Source organism: Dyadobacter ginsengisoli DSM 21015, from assembly GCF_059568735.1.
Window position 1 is genome coordinate 782,335 of the sequence record NZ_JCANTY010000001.1, and the last position, 25,699, is coordinate 808,033.

Annotated in this window: 21 protein-coding genes; 11 read left to right on the forward strand and 10 right to left on the reverse strand. The window is 52.7% G+C overall.

Annotated elements, in window-relative coordinates:
• The first annotated feature begins 38 nt into the window (after nucleotides 1–38).
• Together BP71_RS02605 and BP71_RS02610 are read left to right on the forward strand one after the other, a co-directional pair.
• A complete protein-coding gene (locus BP71_RS02605; RefSeq protein ID WP_496376296.1) occupies nucleotides 39–1,157 on the forward strand; it encodes a mannonate dehydratase in 1,119 nt (372 codons plus the stop codon).
• 70 nt (nucleotides 1,158–1,227) lie between these two features.
• Nucleotides 1,228–2,517 (forward strand): enolase C-terminal domain-like protein, encoded by a 1,290-nt coding sequence (locus BP71_RS02610; RefSeq protein WP_496376298.1) that lies wholly within the window; start codon nucleotides 1,228–1,230, stop codon nucleotides 2,515–2,517.
• A gap of 6 nt (nucleotides 2,518–2,523) precedes the next feature.
• Here BP71_RS02610 and BP71_RS02615 read toward each other — a convergent pair whose 3' ends face one another.
• Genes BP71_RS02615 through BP71_RS02630 form a run of 4 tightly spaced genes read right to left on the reverse strand, consistent with a single transcriptional unit; the run spans nucleotide 2,524 to nucleotide 5,584 of the window.
• Nucleotides 2,524–3,402 (reverse strand): sugar phosphate isomerase/epimerase family protein, encoded by an 879-nt coding sequence (locus BP71_RS02615; protein WP_496376300.1) that lies wholly within the window; start codon nucleotides 3,400–3,402, stop codon nucleotides 2,524–2,526.
• A gap of 56 nt (nucleotides 3,403–3,458) precedes the next feature.
• Entirely contained in the window at nucleotides 3,459–5,015 is a 1,557-nt protein-coding gene (locus BP71_RS02620; protein WP_496376302.1) for a carboxylesterase/lipase family protein, read from the reverse strand.
• Nucleotides 5,016–5,030: 15 nt separating this feature from the next.
• Nucleotides 5,031–5,231, reverse strand: a complete 201-nt coding sequence (locus BP71_RS02625; RefSeq protein WP_496376304.1) for a hypothetical protein — start codon at nucleotides 5,229–5,231, stop codon at nucleotides 5,031–5,033.
• A gap of 11 nt (nucleotides 5,232–5,242) precedes the next feature.
• The gene (locus BP71_RS02630; RefSeq protein ID WP_496376306.1) at nucleotides 5,243–5,584 is read right to left on the reverse strand and encodes a hypothetical protein; all 342 of its coding nucleotides are present in this window, start codon (nucleotides 5,582–5,584) and stop codon (nucleotides 5,243–5,245) included.
• A 280-nt stretch (nucleotides 5,585–5,864) separates the two neighbouring features.
• Between BP71_RS02630 and BP71_RS02635 the strand changes: the two genes are divergently transcribed.
• The 4 genes from BP71_RS02635 to BP71_RS02650 all read left to right on the forward strand — a co-directional run bounded on the left by BP71_RS02635 (nucleotide 5,865) and on the right by BP71_RS02650 (nucleotide 10,492).
• Nucleotides 5,865–8,063 carry a phosphocholine-specific phospholipase C gene (locus tag BP71_RS02635; protein ID WP_496376308.1) on the forward strand — a complete coding sequence of 733 codons (2,199 nt, stop codon included), beginning with the start codon at nucleotides 5,865–5,867 and terminating at the stop codon, nucleotides 8,061–8,063.
• Between the two features lie 132 nt (nucleotides 8,064–8,195).
• Nucleotides 8,196–8,687 carry a hypothetical protein gene (locus BP71_RS02640; RefSeq protein WP_496376310.1) on the forward strand — a complete coding sequence of 164 codons (492 nt, stop codon included), beginning with the start codon at nucleotides 8,196–8,198 and terminating at the stop codon, nucleotides 8,685–8,687.
• Between the two features lie 44 nt (nucleotides 8,688–8,731).
• Nucleotides 8,732–9,310 (forward strand): RNA polymerase sigma factor, encoded by a 579-nt coding sequence (locus tag BP71_RS02645; protein ID WP_496376312.1) that lies wholly within the window; start codon nucleotides 8,732–8,734, stop codon nucleotides 9,308–9,310.
• Between the two features lie 6 nt (nucleotides 9,311–9,316).
• Nucleotides 9,317–10,492 (forward strand): porin family protein, encoded by a 1,176-nt coding sequence (locus tag BP71_RS02650; protein ID WP_496376314.1) that lies wholly within the window; start codon nucleotides 9,317–9,319, stop codon nucleotides 10,490–10,492.
• Nucleotides 10,493–10,627: 135 nt separating this feature from the next.
• On the opposite strand, the gene BP71_RS02655 is transcribed toward BP71_RS02650, so the two are convergent.
• Nucleotides 10,628–11,515: a phytanoyl-CoA dioxygenase family protein gene (locus tag BP71_RS02655; protein WP_496376316.1), complete on the reverse strand. Its 888-nt coding sequence runs from the start codon at nucleotides 11,513–11,515 to the stop codon at nucleotides 10,628–10,630.
• Between the two features lie 157 nt (nucleotides 11,516–11,672).
• Here BP71_RS02655 and BP71_RS02660 point away from each other — a divergent pair, with 157 nt between their 5' ends.
• Nucleotides 11,673–12,542 carry an AraC family transcriptional regulator gene (locus tag BP71_RS02660; RefSeq protein ID WP_496376318.1) on the forward strand — a complete coding sequence of 290 codons (870 nt, stop codon included), beginning with the start codon at nucleotides 11,673–11,675 and terminating at the stop codon, nucleotides 12,540–12,542.
• 20 nt (nucleotides 12,543–12,562) lie between these two features.
• Here BP71_RS02660 and BP71_RS02665 read toward each other — a convergent pair whose 3' ends face one another.
• A complete protein-coding gene (locus BP71_RS02665; protein ID WP_496376320.1) occupies nucleotides 12,563–13,090 on the reverse strand; it encodes a hypothetical protein in 528 nt (175 codons plus the stop codon).
• Between the two features lie 352 nt (nucleotides 13,091–13,442).
• Between BP71_RS02665 and BP71_RS02670 the strand changes: the two genes are divergently transcribed.
• On the forward strand, nucleotides 13,443–14,906 hold the full coding sequence (locus tag BP71_RS02670; RefSeq protein WP_496376322.1) for a Gfo/Idh/MocA family protein: 1,464 nt from the start codon (nucleotides 13,443–13,445) through the stop codon (nucleotides 14,904–14,906).
• Between the two features lie 58 nt (nucleotides 14,907–14,964).
• Here BP71_RS02670 and BP71_RS02675 read toward each other — a convergent pair whose 3' ends face one another.
• Genes BP71_RS02675 through BP71_RS02690 form a run of 4 tightly spaced genes read right to left on the reverse strand, consistent with a single transcriptional unit; the run spans nucleotide 14,965 to nucleotide 20,215 of the window.
• Nucleotides 14,965–15,912: an amidohydrolase family protein gene (locus tag BP71_RS02675; protein WP_496376324.1), complete on the reverse strand. Its 948-nt coding sequence runs from the start codon at nucleotides 15,910–15,912 to the stop codon at nucleotides 14,965–14,967.
• Nucleotides 15,913–15,919: 7 nt separating this feature from the next.
• On the reverse strand, nucleotides 15,920–17,677 hold the full coding sequence (locus BP71_RS02680) for an amidohydrolase family protein (RefSeq protein ID WP_496376326.1): 1,758 nt from the start codon (nucleotides 17,675–17,677) through the stop codon (nucleotides 15,920–15,922).
• Between the two features lie 11 nt (nucleotides 17,678–17,688).
• Entirely contained in the window at nucleotides 17,689–18,039 is a 351-nt protein-coding gene (locus BP71_RS02685; protein ID WP_496376328.1) for a high-potential iron-sulfur protein, read from the reverse strand.
• Nucleotides 18,040–18,088: 49 nt separating this feature from the next.
• Nucleotides 18,089–20,215 carry a PVC-type heme-binding CxxCH protein gene (locus BP71_RS02690; protein WP_496376330.1) on the reverse strand — a complete coding sequence of 709 codons (2,127 nt, stop codon included), beginning with the start codon at nucleotides 20,213–20,215 and terminating at the stop codon, nucleotides 18,089–18,091.
• 297 nt (nucleotides 20,216–20,512) lie between these two features.
• Here BP71_RS02690 and BP71_RS02695 point away from each other — a divergent pair, with 297 nt between their 5' ends.
• The 3 genes from BP71_RS02695 (at nucleotide 20,513) to BP71_RS02705 (ending at nucleotide 25,580) form a co-directional block, all read left to right on the forward strand.
• Complete coding sequence (locus BP71_RS02695) at nucleotides 20,513–23,662, forward strand: heparinase II/III domain-containing protein (protein ID WP_496376332.1); 3,150 nt, start codon at nucleotides 20,513–20,515, stop codon at nucleotides 23,660–23,662.
• Between the two features lie 198 nt (nucleotides 23,663–23,860).
• Nucleotides 23,861–24,454 (forward strand): RNA polymerase sigma factor, encoded by a 594-nt coding sequence (locus BP71_RS02700; RefSeq protein WP_496376334.1) that lies wholly within the window; start codon nucleotides 23,861–23,863, stop codon nucleotides 24,452–24,454.
• 64 nt (nucleotides 24,455–24,518) lie between these two features.
• Nucleotides 24,519–25,580, forward strand: coding sequence for a FecR family protein (locus BP71_RS02705; RefSeq protein ID WP_496376336.1), 1,062 nt, complete (start codon nucleotides 24,519–24,521; stop codon nucleotides 25,578–25,580).
• The last annotated feature ends 119 nt before the right edge of the window (nucleotides 25,581–25,699 follow it).

Below are 25,699 nucleotides of genomic sequence, written 5' to 3' on the forward strand. Positions count from 1 at the left end.
CACTGGTTTTGATTATTCCACCTTAACCAATTCTAAGCATGAAAAGACATCAGTTTGTAAAAGCGCTGGCGGCTGGCTCGGTGGGAGCGGCTGTCATGGGCGAAAGGGAGGCACGCGCCGCTGCGAAGGCCGAACCTAAAAAGGTTTTGATGAAAGTAGGCTGCCAGTCGGGTGGTACAAGTACCGAAAACCTCGAATTCAAGGCGCGGCACGGTGTGTACAATATCGACGGCGGTGCCCCGAAGATCATTCCGGGCAAAGGTTGGGATCTGGATGATTCGATGAAAAAGCGCGAGGCTTGCGAAAAGTACGGAATCAGCCTGGATGCTTACCACTGGCCGCTGGCGTCGTCGGGGATCGATAAAGCAGTGTTTCCCCATGTTATGCTTGGAAAAAGCCCTGAGCGTGACCGTGAAATCGAGCAGTTACAGCAAATGATCATGGTGGCCGGCAAAACGGGTGTTCCGCTTTTGAACTATAATACCACGATATTGCCGGTGTTGCGCACCGGCCGTACCGTCGATCCGAAGCGGGGCAATGCGATTTACAGCACCTGGAACTACGAGGAGGCATTGAAAAAAAACGATCCGAAAACGATCGCCGGAGACGTTTCCGTCGATATGATATTCGAACGCATTACCTACCTGCTCGACCGCTGCCTGCCTGTGGCGAAAGAATACAAAGTGAAACTGGGCAACCACATCGCCGATCCGCCGACACCCGCAGGCTATCGTGGCATTACCCGCTGGAATAGTCCCGATGTTTTTGCGGGAATCAAACGTTTCGCGCAGCTTTATGACAATCCTTATCACGGTTTCAATTTCTGTATCGGCTCCATTGCAGAGGGGCTAAAAGATCCCAAAACCGAAATCCTGCCGATCATCAAATGGGTAGGCGACCGTAAGCAGATCTTCAATATCCATTTACGCAACATCAAAGGGGGCTGGAACAATTTCCAGGAGGTGTATCCCGATAATGGCGATATGAACTTCCTGCAAGTCGTGCGTGCACTGCGTGACGTAGGCTTCGACGGCATGGTGATGCCCGACCACGTCCCGCATCATGAAGCACCGGGCTCGACCAATGAAGCATTTGCGTTCAGTTATGGCTATATCAAGGGGCTCATACAAGCGGCCTCCGACGAAGCCAGAACCTGAAAAGCAGGGTGAAGATCGTCCCGTTTCGTCCTTAACATACAGCGTATTGCATTAGCTTAAAGCACAAACCATGTCCATTATCCACGATATCCGCATTACCCCCATCGCCATCGTTGACCCGCCATTATTGAACGCAGCTGGCCTGCATGCACCCTATGCACTCCGGACCGTCGTCGAGATCGTTACCGACGATCGTATTTCCGGAATCAGCGAAATACCAGGCAACAGTGATATCGACGCTGCCCTGGAAGAAGCCAAATCGCTGCTGATCGGCAGAGATCCCTTCAACCTGAACGCGGTCCGTCAGATACTGACCGGTCATTTTGGTACCGAATCAGCGGCATCGCGAGGAGATGCGCCCTGGGACCAGCGGAAACTGGTACACATTTTCAGTGCGGTGGAAGTGGCTTGCCTGGACATCATCGGCAAGATCACCGACCGGCCTGTGGTGGATTTGCTGGGTGGTAAAATGCGCGATCGTGTGCCATTTTCGGCTTATTTGTTTTATAAATACGAAGGAGCTGGCGGCAAGCTCGAATTCGGCACGGATCCTGCTGCGACGGGCTGGGCAGCTGCCCGGCAGGCCGCGGCACTCGACCCCGCGGGCATTGTGGCGCAGGCGCAGGCGATGTGTAAGGAATTTGGTTTTCAATCCATCAAATTAAAAGGCGGGGCATTCGAGCCACGGGTGGAGGTGGATTCGATGCTGGCCCTGCACAAAGCGTTTGGCTCCGGCGTTCCCTTGCGCATCGACCCGAATGCGATCTGGGAAGTCGAAACCGCTATCCGCTATGGCCAGGAACTGAAAGGTATTCTGGAATACCTCGAAGATCCCGTGCGCGGGCAGGAAAATATGGCGAAAGTGCGTAAAGAACTAGGCATTCCATTGGCCACCAATATGTGTACAACGTCATTTGGAGATATTCCCCGCGCTGTTGAACTGGGTTCGGAGGACATTATCCTGAGCGACCACCATTTCTGGGGCGGGCTGCGGGCCTCCATGACACTCTCGGGCATATGCGAAACCTTCGGTCGCGGGCTTTCCATGCACTCCAACAGCCATTTGGGGATTTCCCTGGCCGCTATGGTGCATCTTGGAGCCGCATTGCCGGAAGTCCCTTATGCGCTCGATACGCATTACCCCTGGCAAAGCGATGAGGTCATCCTCGGTGGTCGCATTCAGTTTGACGAAGGTAGCGTGGCCGTGCCGGCCGGGCCGGGCCTGGGCGTCGAGCTCGACCGGGGGGCATTACAGAAACTGCATGAAAATTACCTCGCCTGCGGCCTGAAAAAACGCGACGATGAAATCGAAATGCAGAAAAAGGTGCCGGGCTGGAAATTCAAGGCCGTGCGCTGGTAATGCGGGTTAGAATTTCGCCATCATCCGGTCAAAGACCTGGCGTTGGTCTTTCATCGCTTTGATCTTGTCATCCGGGTTGGTGTGGCATTCGAGCAGTACCCATCCTTTGTAATCCATTTTGGCAAGATTATCGATGAGCTCGGGATAAGGATAATCGGTTCGGTCGAGCTCGCGCACGTGGCAGGTATCACCAAAATACTTTTTGACCAGATCGAAGTTATATTGAAAGCCCTGTCCGTTCAGATCCTGTTTGTTACAGTTCCAGCAGATTTTGGCGTTGCGGTGATCCGCATAGTCCATGATCTTGCGGATATTGGGCAGCGCCTGGGTTTCCTCGCCATGCACTTCCAGGCGTAGCTGCTGTCCGAAATCCGCCGCATAGCCCGCCAATCCGCGTAGCGCGAGGCCGATCTGTTCCAGGGTTTTCTCGGTGGGTACTTCCCGATGTAGCGCATTGGGTTTGACTTTCACGCCTGTACCGCCCACGTCGGCACTCAGGCGAATAAATTCTTTTGTCCGTTCGATGGATGCTTTCAGTTTGTCCTGATCCGGATAGTCGTATTGCTGGTTGGTGCCCAGTCCTACAACATCGACCGGGCTGTCGTCAAACTGTTTCCGGACTTCTTTTCGCTGTGCGGGCGTGAGGTCGGGCATAACCTTATGCGCATGTTCTACGCGTAGTTCGATGCCGGTAATCTGTGTATCCGTGCAGTTTTTAATAAGGGTAGGTATATCCCAGTCTTTCCCCCAGAGATAAGTCACGAGCCCGAGTTTCATTTTCGGTTTTTTCCAAAAAAGAGAATCGGCTTGTACAAAATCCGGGAGCAGCATGGCTCCGGCTGAAAGGGAGAGGCTTTGAAGAAACGTTTTTCGGTCGATACGCATGGAAGCCGGCTTGGTTTGAATGGTTACAAACGCTCTAAGCCGGCTTTGTTCCAATTCTACCGTTTGGCCGCTTGTTCGATTAAGAAATCCAATGCAGGCTGCTCGGTTAGCGGTCCTGCTTTTACCTCATCACCCAGCAACATCATCTGAGGTGCATTCGGGTTGAATACCGGCCATTGCGCTAAGCCGGTACCATTGGGGTTACCCGTTTTGATGAAATTGACCCAGTAAGCTGCCATTACGTGAGCCAACTGGGCGTCCGTTGCGTCGAGCGGACGTAGTGAGCGGTCGATAAAACGGATGTTATCATACGCATAGGCTACTTCGCCTGTGTGGAATGCACCATAATGCGCGTAAATGCCGGTTGCCGGGAGTTTACGTGTGAACCGGTATACATATGCTGCTTTGTTCTGCCGTGCCTGCGCCACTGCCCAGGAATAGTTCTGCATTCCAAAACTTGCGTCGCGGGCCAGCTCGTTCTGTGAATGAGCTGCTTGTTCGTCGGTTTGGGCAGGGTAATGCTGAAAGAATGTTTGCGCGACAGGTCCAAACATCTGGTTATGCACCGACTGAAATTCCTGGGCGGTTTTCGGTTTCTCCACCGCGTTTTCGTTCTGGTTCCAGCCGGTCAGCAGCGCCACCGGATTTTGTTTTCCTGACTCATAAATGGCCGCAACAGACTCTGGTAGAACAAAGCCGTCGGTGACAGGTCCGCGGAAAGTAAATACGTTCTTCAGGATTTCCCCGGAGGGTACTTTTCGCAATGCGGCGAGGGAGGTCGCGTTCAGCTTTTCCCCGGCTTTCAAACCCCCTTCTTCGGCCTGTTTCAGGGATGGATAATTTCTGCCAAAACCTGCGCCGCTTTCCGCAATCGCTTTATTGAACAATCCTTTTGCCTGCGGGCTCACTACGAGGCAGTTGACACTCATCGAGCCGGCCGACTGCCCGGCAATCGTCACATTATTGGGGTCGCCTCCAAATTGGGCGATGTTCTTCTTTACCCATTTCAAGGCAGCGATCTGATCCATCAGTCCATAATTGCCCGACGCATTTTTGCCGGATTCCCTGGTCAGTTCGGGGTGTGCAAAAAAACCGAATGCACCCACCCGGTAATTGATACTCACGAAAACAACACCTTTCCGCGCGGTAGCCTCACCATCATAAATGGCGCATCCTGCGCCGCCGCTTACAAACCCACCGCCATAAATCCAAACCACTACCGGCTTTTTCAGAGTACTTTCCCCCTGTTTCTCCGTCCATACATTCAGGTAGAGGCAGTCCTCGCTGATCGGTGTTTTCGGAATCAGAAACTCGGCGCTCCACATGCTGAATGGTGCCGGCTCGCTCTGCATCGGACTCGGCCCGAATGCGGCACATGCCCTGATCCCTTTCCAAGGCTTTACCGCCTGGGGGGCTTTCCAACGCAAGTCGTCTACCGGCGGCGCTGCAAACGGAATACCTTTGTAGATGCGTATCTGGCCGTCGGCACTGGTGGTGCCGGATATCTTTCCGCCTTCGACGCGCAGCGTATCGGAGGCGTGCAACGACCATTGCAAGCTGCAAAAGATCAAGGTAAGCAGCAGAAAAGCAGGGTTTGGCGCGTAAGGTTTCATTCGTACAGGAATAGTTTATAGCGCAAGTTCGATTTTATTTTTGACATGCTTGCTTTCTTCCTCGCGCATCGATTCATTCCGCATCAGGTCGTCCTCCTTTGACTTTTGCAGCAATCTGAACCACCACGAAGCTGGTATCAGCCCGTTGGAATGCAATTCCAGACGAACCAGGAATTTCTCCGGCGGTATGCGGTGACCATTCAGGTATTGGCTCAAAACCTCCGGCTTTACATCCACATCATCAGCGAATTCCCTGTCTTTTTTTCCTGAATGCGGATGTACCCATTGAGGAAATAGCGGAAGTCCCAATGCGCTTCATAATCGTTGTCGTCGATCCTGCTGCGGATCTGATATTTGATTTGAAGCATTTTACCATATTTTTCTCCCTCAGGCGTTCGGTTTGCGATTTGTCTGCGGCGCATGGCATGGAACTCGGCCAGATCCTTTTCTGCCTGTTCGAGATCATCGGGACGAATAGGGAAGACAAATGCATCCGCCAGTTCTTCCAATGTATGTTGTTCAAATAATCTCTTGATGGTCTTCAATTCCTTCTTTGTCGCTACTCTCATGATACGCATGGATTAGAATCTTAGAATTGATTGTATCTGTAAATATGCAAGTGCCGGTATTTCTGAAACCGTACTTTCGCCGGTAGTGATTGACCAGATGGGTCTTTGTGGTCAGATATACATAACCCTCGAATCTGGCTTTGATAAGATCTGGCCGACAGGAATTTTCGAACGGAGACTTGAAGCTGATTACGGGAATGTAAAATTCAGGTTGAGCGGGAGTCTGCGTCATTAAAATACGCGCTGGTCGGCCTTTTCAGAGCATAACCTAATTTTAATCATGAAGGAAATCGATCGTCGGGAGTTCATTAAAATGTCTGCGGGAGCAGCCGGGGCAGGAGCTGCATTGAATTTGCTGCCGCCATTGATACGAAAAGCATTGGCCGTTAAGGCATACAACCCTACGAAAACCATCCAGGACGTGCAGCACGTGGTGATCCTGATGCAGGAAAACCGGTCATTCGATCATTACTTCGGGGCGATGCGCGGTGTGCGGGGCTTCGGAGACCGCTTCCCGATCCCGCTGGAAAGCGGTAAAAGGGCATTTGTCCAGTCGGATGGTAAGCGCGAATACACCCCTTATCGGGCCGATAAAAAGACGGTCAACGCCGCACTGGTGAATGGTACCCCGCATGATTTCCCGGATACACAGGCTGCATGGAACCAGGGTAAATACGGCTTCTGGCCGATGTTTAAAACACCATACTCGATGGCGTACTATACGCGGGAAGAGATTCCTTTCCAGTACGCGCTGGCGGAGTCTTTTACAGTATGCGACGCTTATCATTGCTCGATCGCCACGGGGACGGGTCCAAATCGCATTGTGTTCTGGTCCGGGTCGAACTTTGATCCGAAAAAGCGTGCAGCTGGTATCAACTGCACGGATGCGGATTCGGAGCCGGTGAACCTGCGTTGCTGGGTAGAAGGCAGGATGCCGGATCCCGGATACACGTATCGCGGCAATGCATTCCAATGGGACACGATTCCGGATGTATTGCAAAAAGCGGATATCAGCTGGCGCATTTACCAGGATCCGAACGATAACTGGACTGGCGCCATGCACGGCTGCCTGGCTTTTGAAAGTTTCCGCAATGCCAAACCTGGCTCGCCGATCTATGAGAACGGGATGAAACACTGGTCGATCGCTGACCTGACAGACCATGTCAAAAACAATACATTGCCGCAGGTAAGCTGGATACTGCCCTCGCAAAGCAATTCCGAACACCCGAGCGGTCCTTCGAGCCCCAATCGCGGAGGAGATTTTACGCATCAGGTACTGACTGCTATTACTTCCAATCCAGAGGTATGGAGTAAAACTGTATTTTTTCTCACGTTCGACGAAAACGACGGGTTGTTCGATCATTTGCCGGCCCCGGCGGTGCCCTCCTTGAATACAGACGGCACGCTGGCCGGGAAATCGACGATCGATTTGGCCGGGATGTACTTCCATAACGATAAAGGGACCTCGGAATTCCCGAATCCATTTCATGAAGCAAGTATGAAAAAGGGGGGACCCGTGCGCAACCGGATTTACCAGGACAAACGCGACACCATTACCGGCAGCATCCGTCCGTGGGGAATGGGACCGCGTGTGCCGATGTACGTTATTTCGCCGTGGAGCAAAGGTGGCTGGGTAAATTCCGAAGTGGCTGACCATACCTCGGTAGGCCAGTTTCTTGAAAAGCGGTTCAAAGTAAAGATCCCGGCGATCAGTCCATGGCACCGGGCCGTGAGCAGCGACCTGACGTCGGCTTTCGACTTTGTAACACCAAACGATCCCGTGTTTCCGGCACTGCCCGCAACGTCCGACTACGCCGGCATCGAAGAAGCGTCCAGGCAACTGCCCAAAGCCACTGCCCCCGAGATTCCCGGCCCTTTATTCCAGGAAAAGGGAACGCGTTTCTCCCGTGCGCTTCCGTATATCTTGCATACACACGCGAAAGTGCGTGCGAATGCCATTGTGCTGCAATTTACAAATGCAGGTACGGCGGGCGTGGTGTTTCATGTGTATGACCTCAAACACCTCGACCGCATCCCACGGCGCTATACCGTTGAGGCGGGAAAATCGCTGACGGACGAGTGGAACCTGAGCGCGGATTCGGGTGCTTACGCACTGGAAGTTTTCGGTCCGAACGGTTTTTTCAGGAGTTTTGCCGGCAATAGTCATGCAAATGGGCCTGAAATCAGGGCAGTTTATGACGAGAAGAAAGGTAAGATCCTTCTTCAACTGGAAAATCCGGGTTCTTCGGCAGTGGAAGCGATGATCAGCTCCAATGCGTATGAAAAAGGGAAGTCCTGGACTCTCAAATTACCCGCTGGGGGCAAGGCAAAACATGAACAGCCGAGTGCCGCTCATGGCAACTGGTACGATTTGACTATCAGCGTTAAATCAACCGGCCATTATCAGCGGCGAATGGCCGGACGGATCGAAACGGGAAGGCCGGGCATCAGCGACCCGGCCATGGGGACTGAACTTTAACGGGGGTTCAATTAAATGGTTGTCCGGTGCATAAGTCCGCACCGGACAACCTTTTTTTGAGATACTACAAAAAACACTGTAGCGTTCCGGCGGCGACGCACGTCATGTGATTGAAACCAAAATACTCAATCCATGAAAAATATCCTGAAATGCCTGCCTGTAACACTTTTCGTAGCATCACTTCTCGCGATTGTTTCCTGTAATCACAAAAACGAAAAAGTTAATCCTAACCCCGATGACGGCGGGAAGGGAGCGTCCCTGGAATACCAGCGCCTCATGAATGCCCGCGGGAATTCCGATGGCGTCCGGTTTGAAATTTTGGATGTGAAGCTGGAACAGAATGATTTGTATATCAAAGTGAAGGGCGGCTGCTCGGCGAACGACTATAAAACGGTATGGAACGGACTGATATTTGAATCCTATCCGCAGCAGATCCACCTGGTGGTGGCCAACGAAAGCGGGAACGATTCCTGTGACCCCAAAGGTGAGTATACTTTGAAAGTGGATCTGAAAGCATTGCTTGGCGATACATTCAATCCAACCGACTTTGTCGTAACGGTGTCAAACGGATCAAAGGTTCAGGACAAACTCGTAGATGAAGACGGGGTTGTTTCGAGCAAATAAAATCTAACAGACACTGACCAACGCCGCCACACTCGTTCGCGAGTGTGGCGGTCAGACATTCGCCGACTTTGGACTTTCTGACCTCATCATCATTGCTGGAACCGGAACTTATTGAAGGCTGCCGCCGGGGCGATGCGCGTAGCCAGGAAAAGCTGTTCCGTCACTTTTACGGGTTTGTGATGGGGATTTGCCTGCGTTACGCCAGCTCCCGCCAGCAGGCACAGGAAATGCTGAACGACAGTTTTCTCAAAGTGTTCGAAAAAATCATCGAGACTACCGACATCCAGGTCTTTCGGGCCTGGCTTCGGCGTATCGCGGTCAATACCGCGCTGGATCATTACAGAAAAGAAAAAAGACGCACTGAGCGGTTGGAAACCGGCGTAGATGAAACGGATCTGGCAGTGAACGGGGATGTGATCGACCGCATGTCGGCAGAGGATATTATCGCATTGCTGCAGGAAATTCCGGAGACCTATCGTCTGGTTTTCAACCTGTATGAGATCGAGGGGTACAGTCACCAGGAAATCGGACAAATGCTGTCGCTGCCGGCTGCTACCAGCAGGACGTACCTCACACGGGCGAAACAGCGTATGCAGTGGCTATTAAGACAAAGAAATACGTAGCACACGATGGAAAAGGACGATTTTACCCGCAAACTGAAAGACCGTCTCACTGGTTTCGAGTCCGGTATTCCTCCTGGCGCCTGGGCGGCCTTTGAAGAGCACAGGCGTCAAAAGGAAGATAAAAGACCCATTGCAGGATGGTGGTTGCTAGCGGTCGTCGTGCTCCTTATTGGCGGGATCGGCATAGGTGTCTGGCGTGGATACCATGTCAAAAACAATGCGCATTCGCTGTCCGGGTTGGCTGTAAAAGCGCAGCCAGTACCGCGGGCGCCGAATGAGGCAGAAGGAACCGGGAGAGCAGCGGTTCGAGACACGGGCCTGAAAAATATGGCTGATCGGAGGGTGGGCGGGCGAAAAGCACCGCATAGCAGCACCACGCCATTGCCGTTGCTTTCAGATACATTGTCGGTGATTCTCCCGCCTGAGGCCGGCAGGTCGCCCGGTTTTTTGGAACCATTACCTTTTAGTAACCAGCATGTTAGTCTGCGGTTGCCTGATATTACAATACCCGGTACGCCGGAAGCCGAGGCACGCCGCAAATACGCTGTGGTGTGGGGCGGAGGCTTTTCGTTTCAAACCAACTTTACCAGGGCATCACAGAACCGGTCCTTCCCGGGCCTGATGCTCACCGCCGGATTCCCGGTGACACAAAAGCTGATGATCCGGGCAGGTCTTTCAGCAGGACAATCGGCAGCGGTGGTTGAAAACAAGCTGCCGCAGCTGGGAGGGAGCGGTGTGAAATGGCTCAACAAAGGCGTTTACCGGTGGTGGAATGTGGATGTTCCGTTGGAAGTGCAATATAACTTTGTAAGGAAGCCGAGCTCCGCTTGGTATGCTGCCATTGGCCTCACTTCCTCAGTCAATTGGAGGGAACATTACGAAGAACAATATCGCGACGACCGCACCATCCTTACTACGGTTGTGCTTGAAAACGGTGAAATCAGGGAAGTGGAGAGCCTTGTAACGGAAGTCGAAAACCGGACAGGCAATTCGAATGAAGGGCCTCGATGGCAGCCACTCACCTTCGTCAATGCGTCCGTAGGCATTCAACGCCGGTTTTCTCCCCGAATGCTCATTCTGGCGGAGCCCTTCGTCCGATATCCGGTTACCGGCGTTACAAGCAGGCATTTGAAATTCACATCACTCGGTGTACAGCTGAAAGTGTCTTTTCAACGTCCCTGAGCGGGCGTCGCTTAGCCGTTGCATTCGTGATGCGGCAAAAAGCGCCTTCGTGCGTAGCAAAGTAAAAGGGCTGCCTCCCTACAAGACAGCCCCGGTCGTTTAGCGTGTGTGACAATATTCAGAATCTAGGAATAGTCATCGTTGAGGTTCGAAGAGCAGGGGGAAAAACTGTCCCTGAAGTTTCTCTCCTTTGGGAACGACAGGCACGCCGTCCAGCAGCGGATTGTCCGTATCGGAGGCGGTACCATCGGCAAAAACATTGATCACAAATGCGCGCCTCGATCTTTCAGACTTATTCTCATAGGAGCCGTGAACCATCAGCGGGTGGTGGAATGTACCGTAGCCCCGTTTCATTTCAATGGGGACCGGTTTGAACTCCGCCTTTTGGTCTTCGGTAAGGTATTGCATCAGTCCTTCCATATCGCCGGCCAGTTCGGGCTTGTCGAGCAGGCCCCAGCGATGGCTTTTGGGTACATAGTAAAGGCATCCGTTTTCGATCAGCGAATCATCGAGGCCGGTCCAGCAGGTAAGGTGCTGCATCGGAACTGAGCGTGTCCAGTAGGAATAATCCTGGTGCCAGGCCACTACGCCGCCGTGGCGTGCAGGTTTGCAAAACAGCTGGTCGTGCCAGAACCGCACGGCTTTGCCGCCCAGCAACTGGCTGGCTGCCATCACGAATGCAGGATTCCAAAGCACATCGTGAAACCCATCCGTGACGCGCCAGGCGCCTAACGCGTGCAGAAGTACTGCATTCGGATCCAATGATTCATTGGAGTGAAATTCATAATATAAATGATGTCCGGGGTGCGTCGGATCTGTGGCAATGGCCAGTTCTTCATTCAGGATGTCGACCTGCCGGTCATTAAGTAATTTGATATTCGACAAATAGCCGTTTTCGTGATAAAATGCTACTTGCTCATCGCTAAGGCGGTACTGCTCCCATTCTTCGGGGGTGGAGGGTTGTCTGAAAAGGTCGGACACCAGTTCGTGATATCTGGAAAGGTCCCGGGTTGCTACTTCCATTGTGTATGGTTTGTGATAGTGTCGAATGCAAATATGGCCGAACGAATCGGCTTTCAGATTTGCTGATCTTGATCAATAAATAACTTATTTTGTAATATTATCGGTGAGTTGGCTGAGTGAGGTGCCTAAATAGGTTATAATTGATTCGTCAGAAGGAATGAAAGCGCAGTTTGAAGTATTTACGCCGCTACCCGAATCTTCCTTCCGGATCTTCGGATACGAGGTCGAGGAGTTCGATGCCCCCTGGCATTATCATCCGGAGTATGAGCTTACAGTCATCCTGCAAAGCCGTGGGATCCGCTACGTGGGCAATAGTATGGAGAGTTTCGAAGCCGGCGACCTGGTATTGCTTGGCCCAAACCTGCCGCATTGCTGGAAAAACACGCCGGACAACGCCGGTACCGCAAGTTCGATCGTGGTGCAATGGCCTGAACAACTCCTGGGCGACAAATGGCTCGATGTACCCGAGCTGAAGTCTATAAAGCGGTTGCTGCAATTGGCCGCGCAGGGTATTCGGTTCGATCAGGAGGTATCGGTGCGCGTAAAGCCCGTGCTGGCCGAAATGCTGGAAATGCAGCCTTTTGCCCGGTTGATGAAGTTTATGGAAGTACTGGAACTGCTGGCTGGTGTTAAAAACGTCCATTTTCTGTGCGAGCAGGGGTTCGCCTATCCGCTTAACTACGAAGACAACCAGCGCATTAATACGGTTTACAACTACATACGCGAGCACTACGCAGAACGCATTACGCTCGCGATGGTCTCGGCCTTAGTGCATATGAATGAAGAGGCATTCTCGCGCTTTTTCAGCAGGATCATGCAAAAACCATTGTTCACTTTTCTCAATGAATACCGCATTAATATGGCCTCGAAAATGCTGATCGAGACCGACCTGCAGGTTGCGGAGATCAGCTACGCCTGCGGATACGAGAGCCTGCCGTTCTTTTTCAGGCAATTCCGTAAGTTCGGCGGGGTCACGCCGGCAACCTACCGGAAGCAGTTCCGCTCGACGGAAGCGGTCAATGCTTGATCATTGACCGCGGTGCGAGGTTACCTTGCTTTCGTGAAGGCTTTGAGCTGTTTTGTATCGAAAGTTACTTCCACGATGGCTCCTCCCGCGCCCGACTGGTCGAATCGCAACGTTCCCGCGAGGTGATCCGGCGTGTCGGTCGTGAGCGTCAGCGCGTCGTTTTGCGCTGTGCCGGAGTACTGGACGAGCTGCTTGTTGAGGCTAATCCAGTAAAGCAGGCGGGGAGCGGCGTCCAGATCTACCTGCAGGCCTTCTATGTATTGATCAACACAGTTCATGGCATTGCATGATTTGATCTTATCATCAAGGCTTGTGGCGGTAAAGATCAGTCGCCGGATTTTCTTTTTGTCGTCGAATGCATCTGGCCCGGTAATGAAGTGCGCGAATTTGAGGTCTGTTTCCAAAGACTTGCTGCCGGTTTTGTAGGTCAGTTTTCCTTTTGACGGCTCCGTGCCGGTGACGAATGCAAACAGACACCATGCAAGCGCCCAAAGGGACAGTCGGACTGCGGACAGTCGGCGACTGAGGTAGTGGTTCATTGTTTTCATCGGGATTTCGTTTAGGTTAGGATATTGGATTTATATGTAAAAGGTATAGAAAAATCTTTTTATAGTTCTATTGTCAAACAGGTTGAACGGATTTTTTACTTCGGCGGAACATTTGAGCCAAATCAGCTGTGCGGTCAAAAAAGTTTCTTGGTGTACAGTTCCGAAAAGACTGGATCGTCCGGATTGAAACGCTTACGGATAATGGGTTGGTTTGCTCGTCCAAAAGCGGGTTTTACGGCACGATTGCGATATTTCGAGTAAATAATTAAAAAAAAGTGCTTAGCCGAGTAGTAAACTTCGGGTAAGTACCTGTAATCTGTATATCCATTTCCTAAATCAAAAAATCACGTACATGGAAAAAAAGAATACCGTTAAAGAACAGTCTTCTTCTTCGCGAAGGGATTTCATTAAAGCGGCCGCGGGTACCGCCGCAGGTTTTATGATCGTTCCCCGCCACGTGCTGGGCAAAGGATACGTGGCACCCAGCGATAAGCTGACTGTTGCAGGGGTAGGTGTGGGTGGAAAAGGAACGTCCGACCTCGCCAATTTCTTCAAAAGCGGTAAGGCGGATATCGCCTATCTGTGCGATGTGGATGACAGGCGTGCAGTCACCTCAGTTAAGAATTTTCCCCTGGCCAAATACTACAAGGATTGGCGGGAAATGTTTGAGAAAGAATCCAAGAACTTCGACGCGGTTTCGGTTTCAACACCTGATCATACGCACGCGGTCGTAGCAATGGCAGCGATGCAGCTCGGCAAGCACGTGTATGTACAGAAGCCGATGACGCACGATATTTACGAGGCGCGCATGCTCACGGAGGCGGCCGAGAAACACAAGGTGGTAACCCAGATGGGTAACCAGGGTTCATCAGGTGACGGTGTGCGTCAGCTGCATGAATGGTACGATGCCGGCATTATCGGCGACGTGCATACCGTTTATATCTGGACCAACCGGCCCATCTGGCCTCAGGGTATTCCCTGGCCGACAGACAAGCCTGCTGTTCCCAAAGAGCTCGACTGGAATTTGTGGCTGGGGACGGCTCCTTACAAAGATTACGTGGAAAATCTCATTCCGGGTAGCTGGCGCGGATGGTGGGATTATGGAACAGGTGCACTCGGTGACCTGGGCTGCCACCTGATGGAAGCGCCGTTCCGTGTACTCGACTTGAAATATGCGGTCGATATGCAGGCAAGCGTAGGAAGTGTTTTTACCGCTTTTGGTAAGAGAGGTATTTTCCCCGATAGCTGCCCGCCATCGAGCCACGCCACACTCACGTTCCCGAAAACGAAAAAAACGAAAGGACAGGTAACCATGCACTGGATGGACGGCGGTATCAAGCCCGAACGTCCGGTGGAGCTCGGCCCGAATGAATTGTTTGGCGATGGCAACAGCGGTATTTTGTTCGTAGGTACCAAAGGTAAAATGATGGCCAGTGAATATGCGGCCAATCCGCGCCTGTTGCCGCTCTCGCGTATGGAGGAAGTGAAAGTGAAACAAAAGTTTGCACGTGTTCCGGGATCTGCGGACGGCCACTATGCACAGTGGGTCGAAGGCTGTATTGCCGGCTACGGTAAAATGGACCTCAGCTCGCCGTTCGAACGGGCAGGTCCGCTTACAGAGGCGATCCTGATGGCAAACCTCGCAATCCGCGGGGCCGATCTGCCGAAACCGCGCGCAACCGGTAACGGATTCGACTATCCGGGGTCGAACCTGAAAATGCTTTGGGATTACAAAAACATGAAGGTGACCAACTACGACGAAGTGAACCAATGGGTACGTCGTAATTACCGCGAAGGTTGGAGTTTGGGAGTTTAAAAATAAGTGCGAAGTGTATAGAAAAGCCCTCCGGTTCATTTCGGAGGGCTTTTTTGCATTATAACCTGAAAAGTTTCTTTGCATTCTCATACAGGATCTTCCGCTCCATGGCTTTCGATGCGGAGAGCTTCCGGATTTCCAGGATCGTTTGAGAGCCCTGGCATTTTTCGCCGGAACCAATGTGGTCGTCGCAATCGCTGCCGTAGAGCAGTTTGTCCTGATGTCTTTTGAGGAAATCGCGGGCGTGGTCCTCGTCCCGGGTCATGGAAAGTAACCCCGACCCGGCCGACATATCGCCGTACATGTTGGGATAGTCGCTGAGCAGCCGGTCGGTAAGGCCGCCGGGTGTGACCTTGGTTTTGGGGTAAAGAACGCTCTGGTCGCCGTGATTTTTATCAATATTGGCCCACCACGTCTGTGCGTGGCCGATGAAATTCACTTTGGGATATTTTTCGAGCATTTTCGGGAAACGTTCGAAATTATAGTTGAACATCTGGAATTGCCAGTGCATCAAAACAGGTACCTGGTAGTCTTCGGCCAGCTGGTAGATCAGCTGCATTTCCCTGCTGTCACAATCGAGCCCGAATTTGAGTTCGCCGATCACCACGCCGCCCATTTTGAGGTACTTTTCGATTTCCTTCACGGCATCCGGGAGGTCGGGTACTTCATTGGCGCCAAAGGTAAATTCACCCGGGTGTTTTCGGGCAATGGCATAGCACACATCGTTACCGGTGCATTTCGCCTGTAATCCATTCGTCTTTCCCATATGCGTAGACATGCCGAATGCGGGCGTGCCTGCCGGAAGCAGGATCGTTTGGGTAATGCCCATTGCCCGCTGGTGCGCGATCAGTACGTCGTGAGGGCGTCCGGCATAGTCGGTATGCTGGTGAATATCGATAATGGGTTCTTCCGGTGCGAAGGCCGAAGCCATCGTGCTACCCAGCAGCAGGGCCCCGGTTCCTGCGAAAAATTCACGCCTCGACAGGTGGGCGGTATTACGATCCATGGTCATGCTATTTTGAAAACGGTTGCGGACGGTTGTGCTCCGGCAGGCGGTCGAAGCACGGTTTGATGACTTGCCATGCATTCTCTGCCAGGATTTTCTTTTTCACGGCGAGGGGAAGTGTGGAAAATACCAGCCAACCGAGCTGCTGGCGGGGATCCCGCATCGGGAGGTCGGAGCCGTAGAGAATGCGGTCTTCCCCCGCACCGGCCGCAAGGTATTCGATCACGCCGAGGGGCACCGGTGTAAGCGTGATTTCCGCGAAAACATTCGGATATTTTTTCATTGCCGCAATGGCCATATCCGCCATTTTATAACTCCCGCCGGCATGGGCGATCACCCAGCGTACATCGGGGTACTTTTTCGCCAGCGTCTCCACTTCAAGCAGGTCTGACCGAGAATTATGGATCAGGCCGTAAAATTTGTTTTGATTACCATATTCCCACCAAACGTCATAAACCGGGTCATGAAATTCAAAACCATAGAACTGGTAAGGTTTCATGCCGATAAACCGCTTGTCGGCATACACCCCGGCGATCATCTTCTGGAGTTCTTCCTGGCTGTAATGGCTGGGATCGAATGTCGCCAGCCCCCAATATCCCTTGGGGGCGGCATCGAGCGCCTCGGCGGTGCAGGGGTTACCGGCAATCGCATTCTGGCTTACCACGCCGTTCCAGCTCATGATCCCGCCGCCCTGGTATCCGAGGCGCTTAGCCATTCCGAAAATACCCTTAGGGCCGCCGTTTTCCATTCGGTAGGTCCATCCGCCGCTATTGATGCCCTCGTGCAGCATGTGCATATGCATATCGATCACAGGCACAGGCACGGGCGAGCCCGCCCGTACCGCGCGCATGAGGATATCTTCATTCGGGTTTTCGCGCAATGCAGGTTTTTGACTGAGCTTCAACAGGCGCATCAGGTTGCTTCCCGCCACTTTGGCGCGGTCGGCTTCCGGGATGGCTGCATAGTCAACATAGGTACGGTGCGCTCCGGCAGACATGGTGGGGCTGTTCGAAGCAAAAATCAGCTGATCGGTACAGCCCGTACGGTGCAGGTATTCGATCCCCTCGTTGATCTGGAAATTATCGAAGCTGATGTGCAGGTTTTTGTATTGCTGTACCAATGGCAGCACGTAGCGCTGCTCGTTCCAGACGGCACCGGTGAGCAGGATCGGTAGCGTCGGGTAACGGTTCAGGAATTCCTCCACGTCTTCCCAGGTACCCAGTTCGCCGCCGGTCGTGATGGTCAGTATTTTGTTTTTACTCAAATACGCAAACAATGGCGCGCAATGCCGTGCTTTCCAATTCCATGCATTTGTTTTCGGGTGAATACTTACGGCCCGGATATTGTGTTCCGCCATGCGTTTACCCAATTCGGCGGGCTCAGGGAACTCGCCGGTCTGATGCGGCATCACATTCCAGAGCGCGAACAAATGCGGATGGGGCTCGATCATCCGGCTCAGTTCGAGATTGGAATACATCAGATCATAATTGACCGACTGGGTATAAGCGACCAGCGCGGCAGATATCGAGCATTGATCCATGTCTTTCAGCAGGTCGTCCAGCCTCCATTGCTCTGCCGGATGCTTGTATTTGCGCGGGCCAATACGTGTAAACCCGTCAAAATAAATACGGCCCTGAGCAGGCTGTTCAGGACTTAAACCTGCCTCCCGGCCATCCCCGACAAACCCGGACAAAACAGTTGAACCAAGCCCCATCGCGGCATTGGCTTTCAGGAAATCGCGGCGGCTGAATGGCTGATCTGGCATATTGCTATTTGTTAAACCTGTGGTGCCCAGTACGTACAATGCCCCCCGGGATTGACAGGGCCGGTAAACAACAGGCAGCCGCCACATGCCTGGCCTTCTTTGGCGGGAACCCATAGTTTGCAGTTATCGCATTGGCTGTCGGGCAGCGGTGACTGGTTCGTATACCCCAGCGACTTCCGCTTCTCGACGTCCGTTGGAATCACGCCGGTCAGGTCGCTACATGGGTCGGCCTGGGCGGTGACCGCTTTGGCTGGGGGTACTTTTTTCGAACTCGTGCATTGCGCCAGTATACCGGTGGTGGCAAATGCACCAGCCGACAAGCAGCTTCGCAGAAAACCCCGCCGGTTGGAAATCGTACTCATACAGATATGGTGTTCTTGGTGAATCAAGTTTGGGTACGTCAGCAGTCGCTTACTCGATATTCAGCGTTTTTCTAAGTTCCGCTGCCTGCCGTTTTACGTTTTCGGAACCCTGGCTTTCCAGTTTCCGGAGGTTTTTGGCCACCGCTTTTTCCGGTTCGCGCTTATTGGGCGACTTTCGGGCGCCTCTGTTCAATCCGGATAGCACGGCTATGGACCATTCGTTGCCTGGTACCTGGGTATTAAGCAATTCCAATATTCCCGCTATTTCGTTCTTTCCGTTTCTGGCCGCGGCGATGTAGGCATAGTCGTCCAGAAATTTCAATTTCCCGGGAGAAGCGGTATTGAAAAAGTGCTTCCTTTCTGCAAGCATACGGATCAGTTCAGGGGATGCGCCTGTGTTGGAGCTCAGCACGGCCAGTCTCCACGATGCATTCTCCGCATTGTTTTCCGCGCAAACCGCCAATGCCGTCAGCGCTTCTTTTCCGGTAAACTGGCCGGTGCTGAGGCATGCCTGATAAGCAACCTGCGGTGCCGTGTCGCCGGTGAGCCGGATGATTTCAGGGAGGAAGGTCGGATATTTTTCGGCGAGGATCACCGCATGCTCTCGTACACCCGGGTGCGTATCGTTCAATGCTTTTTTGACCACCGATTCCTCCAAGGCGTCTAATGCATCCAGCGTGTACATTGCATGCAGGCGCGTGCGCGGGTCACTGTGATCGACGGCCATTTTTTTAAGTATTGTAACCAACGATTTATCCTGCTTTTCAACGAGCACGCGCTGCGCATTCAGTCGCCACCATTGGTTGGGATGTTCGAGCAAGGTTACCAGTTCGACCGGGTTTTTGTTACTTAGGTCGGGTAATGCTGGCGCCCGTTTCGGGCCTTCTTTGGGGAAAATGCGCCAAATACGGCCATACTGTTCGCCCTTGGCAAAGTCCATGTCTTTTTTGAGGTCCTCGGGAATGGAAACCGGCGTTTCGATGTGCTGGCGGTACATATCCACGATGTAGAGATAGCCATCGGGGCCCAAGGTGAGGTTGGCGGGACGGAACCATGGGTCGGTGGCCACCAGGAACTCCCGGTCCTTTTCTCCGGCATCACGACTGGCAGTGAATGCAGGGTTGCCGTTCACGCTCGTCATGACGTCGCGGTGGACGAGGTTACCCGCTACTTCACCGGTGAAAACCGACCCCTGAAAGGCTTTGGGAAAACCGTCGCCCCCATAAAAGGTGCCGCCGGAAGCACCTGTGAAATGATCCCGGGCGTATTCGGTGTAGCCGCTTTTCAGCGAGTCGTATTTAGCCTGGCGGCGGTCGCTGCGTTGCTGGCGCCAATAGGGTGTTTGAGATTTCTGAAACATTGCCAGCTCGTGGTCCGAGATATTTACGTCGCTTCGGAAAGAAGGGAGGTAGTCGTGCCGGTGCAGGTAGCGCCAGGCAATGGGCGATTGCTGAATGTGCAGGGTGTTCTGGGTATAAAATCGATGGCCCCATTCATCCATAGCTAGCCCAAATTGCCCGTTGCCGGACTCTACCTCAAATAACTTTTTGTCGAGCCGGAACCTGAAATTACCGCCCGCTACATTCAGCGGCGGAACGTCGGGCCGGAGCGGGGAGGTGATCATGCCGCTCTGGCCGCTGTTGTTGGCGTAGATCCAGTTATCGATGCCGTACCGCATGCTGGTGATCTGGGCTTCGGAATTTTTTGCAAAAAAACCGGTGAAAAGCACCTCCCGGGTATCTGCCTTGAAATCATGGTTGGTATCGCGCAGCAGCAGGATATCCGGTGCAGCGCAAACGATCAGCCCGTCTTTATAGGGTAGGGCGCTGGTCGCGCTCGGCAATCCATCGGCGAACACATAGGAGTGGTCCGGCTTTCCGTCACCGTTGGTATCTTTCAGCAAACGGATGCGTCCTTTGAAACGGCCGGGTTGCGCGTCATAAGGGTAATCGCCCATTTCGATCACAAATGCATTGCCCGCAGCGTCGAATACAAGGTCAACAGGGGACAGGACGTCCGGCTCGGTGGCGAATGGTTCGATGTCGAACTCCTCCCGGAGCTGAAACGTTTTTGCCGATTCAGCCGGTGAGAGGGCGTCGCTATACCGCTTCTGGGCCACGGACTGAAATGAAAACAGGGCCAGACCCGCTACTGCTATTGTTTTCAGTTGCATCATTGCTCAAAGGTTTAGGATAAAGTGGCGCGTGTACGTACCCGAATCCGGATCGAAATAAGGACAATCGGGTTGCAGGCAAATCTATTAAATTGAAGAGTAGGAAAAGAATATTTTGACATAAAAAGTTTACGAAAATAAAATATTTTAGTTTACAAAAAATTGCATCAAATTTGTTCTGTTACGCTATTTGTCAGGAAGGAGGATTTTACGGGGAATGCAAGTGGTATAAATAGCAAGGGTCGATACATTCCTTTTTCAGATACTGATATTTGTGTTTAATTTCTTGTTAACAAAAACATGGACCTGAATTCTATCGGACGCAGTTTTCGGAAAAGTATCCCGCCAGGTATCACAAAGACAATGAGGTATGCGTATTTACTATGCTTTTTTGTATGCCTGCATCGCCATGCAACAGGGCAAATATCAACCCGGGATGGGCTCGTAATCCCGCTCTATGTGCCTGTCCCCGAGCGCACGCCGCATTTTCCGCTCAAAACGGCACGGACGATCTTTCACGAAACCGACATCATGAAAGCCCGGACCAACCTGCTGCGGTACGCCGGGGCACGAAAAGTCCGGGACGAAATACTCAAATCCGCCGATCCCTGGCTGGCCAGATCCGATTCCGCCATTATCGCATTAATGCCTGACGCACGGGTCCCCCGCGCTTTCGATCTGAACCCGAAAGGCAGTCCTGTACATGGCGACCGGGTTTTCAAGGTGGGAGGCACCTACCCCTGGATCGTCGACCCCGATCATCCATTGCAGGTAAAGTCACCGGTCGACGGCCAGGTATTTCCTTCCAACGATTACCTGGCTTATTACCAGAGCGATTTTAAAGACAAAAAGGGCCTGGAAAACGCTTATGCCGACGATGGCTGGGGCTGGCTGGCGCCCGACGGCGAGCGTTACTGGTTTGTTGCTTATGCCAATCAATGGATGTGGAAGGCGCATATCGAGCCGGCTTTTGCGAATCTCGCACACGCGTACATCCTCACGGGCGACAAGCGGTATGCGCATAAGGCAGCGGTGATGTTATACAGGCTGGGGGAGGTATACCCATCGATGGACCATGCCAACCAGTCGCGGTATGGACTAATGGAGAAGATGAAAGGGCATACTTACAATGGCAAGATCCTGAACCTGATCTGGGAAACGAGCCTGATCCAGAATGCGGCCGAGGCTTACGACGCCGTTTGGGATAGCATCGACGAGGATGTTGCGTTGCAAAAGGCGGTCGGGAAAAGTGGAGAACAGATCCGCTCATTCATCGAAGCCAATGTGCTGGAAGATGCATTGGACGCATACATGCAACGAAAAATCCAGGGTAACTACGGCATGCATCAGATCGCACTGCTCTATATCCTGCTCGCCAGGCAAAACATGGATACCGGGAAATACCTGCACATGATCGTAGAGGAGCCGGGCGAAAGCCGTGTGCAGGCGGGGCTGCGGTACGCGCTGTACAACATGATTTTCAGGGATGGGCAGCCGCTGGAGGCGCCGCATTACAATATGCTGACCGTGGAGAAAATCACGAAGTTTGCCGACATGCTGCGCGCGAACGGAATGGACCTTTTTGGTGAGGCAAGGGTAAAGGCATTGCTGAACAGCCCGTTGGAAATGGTGGCGATCGGCAAATTTACGCCGGGCATCGGTGACAGCGATTCAGTGCTGGGGTCGCTGGTAGGGCAGGACCCGGATGTGTACCAGGTAGGCTATGGCACCTACCGAGATCCGAGGTACCTGACCTGGTTGTCGGCAGTGGGTAAAGCAGGTGAACATTCGTTTTCCACCTTCGGGTCACTGTTCCGGGATGTATTGCCGGAAGCAGCCCCATTGGCGGGAGGGAAAGCATTGCCGGCACGACCGTCGCATTTGCTAGCCGGTTATGGCATGGGAATCCTGAGTAACCGCGCGGATGCCGCCGCTTCGACATTCAACTATGGCTTCAAAGGCACGCATTATCATTGGGACTTCCTGAACTTTGAGCTCTTTGCCAACGACCAGAAAATGATCCCTGACATCGGATATCCGGATGCGATGAACGAATACGTGAAAGAGGTGTATACCTGGTCGTTCAACACCATATCCCACAATACCGTGGTCGTGGACGCCCAGCGGCAGGTTAACAATGTTCAGGGAGTTTTACACGATTTTAGTTCTTCGCCATTTGCGAGGAGTATGGACGCATCTTCGGCTACGTATCCGCAGACGAACGCCTACCGCCGCCACCTCATGATGGTTGATGTGGATAGCGCGCGAAGCTATATAGTAGATTTTTTCAGGGTTTCCGGTGGCAGGCAGCACGATTATACATTGCATGGGCCACCCGGGACATTGTCGATGGAAGGCCATTGGAGCGAAAAGCAGCCGGGCACGCTGGCTGGCGCGGATGTTCCTTTCGGCGAGATTTACGATAATCCGCGCATGGGTGCGAAAGCGTACACGGGAAGTTACTGGAATTATAAAGGCTCTGGTTATCAATACCTTTTCGGTGTTCAAAAATTGAATGCCGGTAATGCCTCGCTGACGTACAGCCATGTTTTGGATCCGGGAGCGAAGATAGATGTTCATATTCTTCCGCAACCAGGCCAGGAGGTTCTGGTTGCCGACGGCTGGGACAAGCCGCGTGCGAAGAGCCATCTCCTGAAATTTGTGATCGCAAGACGGAAATCAGCCAATGACGCTCCTTTGCAGAGCATATTTACAGGTATTATAGCGCCTTACCGGGGAAGCCGGGTGGTTAGTTCGGTCCGCACGTTGCTCACGGCCCGGGGTGCTGCGGTAGAGGTGAGACGGGCCGGGGGCAGCGATGTGGTGATCAGTGACACGACTAATGCCAGAAAGACGATCCCTGCATTCGGAATCGAGACCGATGCACATGCCGCAGTTGTGAGTTTCGACAGCAAAGGCGCATTAGAGCGGGTGTTTTTCAGCAAAGGGAGTTATTTGAAAGTCAGGGGAAGGTTGTTCAATGCCACAGCAGTCGAAGGGACGGTGACAGCCATTGATTTGAAAAACCGCAAAGTGACCGTTTCTTTGAAAGGGAAAACCCCGGCAGTGATACCGGACGGCACGATTGCTCATTTTACCAACTCGTGGAGAAGCACAGTACATCCTGTTCATTCGGCCAGGATGAATGGGAATATTCTTTCTTTTGAAACAGAGGATGACCTGCTGATAGGCCGTGCCCATACGGTCCGCAATACCGGAGACTCGTTGGTTACGGATACCAACCTGCCTTTTGCTCCACTATACACAGGAGCATCGCTGCTGGACCGTGACCTTTCGCCCCTGGCAATCCTGAAAACTGTGGAGCGAAACCTGCTCATTCCGGCCGGTAAGATGCTGCGTGTTCCGCAGTCGGGCGAAGACGTCTGGATTGCTAATCTCGGTGTGGGAGACCGCGTCAGGATCAACAGCCATTTTCATTGGCAACGTTAATAATTTGTTAAAACAAACCCCTGGAATGTGCCCCTGCGCCGATGATTCTGTATTATTAGGCCCGACATCTTCATTTTGTTTATTTCTGGTAGTATTTCAAGTAAAAAAGTCAGTATACCATGTTAATCCCGTGCTTCATGAAGATGTCCGCCACATCCGGAAGTGCATTTCCGTAACGTTCCAAAACCACCGATCCCATTGAAAGAGGCTAATTCCGATATGCTGTTGTGGAGCGCCTTTCAGCATGGCGATCAGGAAGCATTTGCCTCGATTTACCAGAAATACATTGACGAACTGCTCAGCTATGGTTATCGCGTTACCTCCGACCGTCAGCTGATCCGCGACAGCATTCAGGATCTCTTCCTGAATATCTGGCAGCGGCGGGAACATCTGGCGACGACCGATTCTATCAAGTTTTACCTTTTCCGCTCGCTGCGGAACCGCATTGTCAGGAATCTTGAAAAATATCCGGAACGGTTGCATGCCGACATTGGCCTGGTGGCCGATCTGGCCGGGGAACGCAGCGATTTTGATGGAGGCATGCTAAGCGATGAAGGACCTGCCGACAGCTTTGAAAAGCTTGCGGAAGCGTTGAACCGTCTTTCACCCCGTCAGCGGGAAGTTATCCAGCTTCGTTACCTTCACGGATTTTCTCTCGAAGAGGTGTCCGAAATGATGCATATGAATAATCAGTCGGTCCGCAACCTGCTGCACCGCGCCATTACCCATCTGAGGCTGTATTTCGAGACGGCCGGAGGATTGCTGGTATTTCTTTCGCATTGGACTGCATAAATTATTCCGATCACTGAGTACAAACCCGCATGCTGCCGGTTTAGGGTAGCGAAAGGTTTTTACCATGACAGAAAAATACCAGACCTACACATTAGCCGACTTTATGCAGGACGATGCGTTCATCCAATGGGTGAAATCGCCTGACGTTACCCGAGATGCATTCTGGCAGGGCGTCACGGATGCATATCCCCATCAGAAAGAAGTGATTGCCCAGGCCAGGCAAACCATCCTGGATCTTGCGAAATTGTCGAAGCCGGGCTATGATGCCCGGGAAGCCGGTCTCATCTGGGAGCAAATCCGGCAGCAAATGGACGGCACGCCGGTTGTGCGGCCCGTGTACCGCTTGCGCTGGTTCCGGTATGCGGCTGCCGCGGTGGTGGTATTGGCGACAGGTTGGGCCGTGCAGCGATGGAACCGTACTGCTGAATCGGCCTATGTACAGCGCACCGAAATACTGGAAAGCCAGCGGGAAGAGGTCAATGAAACCGGTTCTCCCCGGACGGTAGCATTACCGGATGGTAGCCAGGTAACCCTCGCGCCAGGCAGCCGGATCAGCTTTACGAGCCATCTGAACGGGGCGAAACGCGAGGTGTATCTCTCGGGAGAAGCATTCTTTGATGTTCAAAAAGACCCTTCGAAGCCATTTTTTGTCTACGCGGACGAGCTCACAACCCGCGTTCTGGGGACAAGCTTTACAGTGAGAGCATTTGAAGAGGAAAATACGGCCACCGTTCAGGTGCGGACGGGGAGTGTGTCCGTTGTGGCACGGGCAACACGCAAGATGCAGTCGGTCGTGCTTTCTCCGAATCAGCAGGCTTCTTTTTTCAGGAAAGAAGCAAGGCTGAGCATGGGACTGGTGAGCGCACCGCAACCGGTGATCTCCCAGGCAGCATTGGCCAGGTTTACATTCAACAATGCACCCGTGAGCGTCATTTTCGATTCGCTGGGCAAAGCCTACGGCATCGATATCGTGTATGACCGGGAAGCGGTAGCTGCTTGCCGGCTCACGTCGTCGGTGCAGGAAGAATCGCTTTTTGAGATGCTGGGCGTAATCTGTGAAGCCATTGAGGCCGATTACCAGGTAGTGGGCGGGAAGATCCGCATTTCAGAACCGAATTGCAATTGACCATCCTATATGAACCCGAACCTAAACCCGAATCCGTCTATGACAGAATAGCCATTACACCATAAAAAAGCCGGCAACGGTTCCGACGTTACCGGCTCAGGCTCCTTACCGAATGCGCT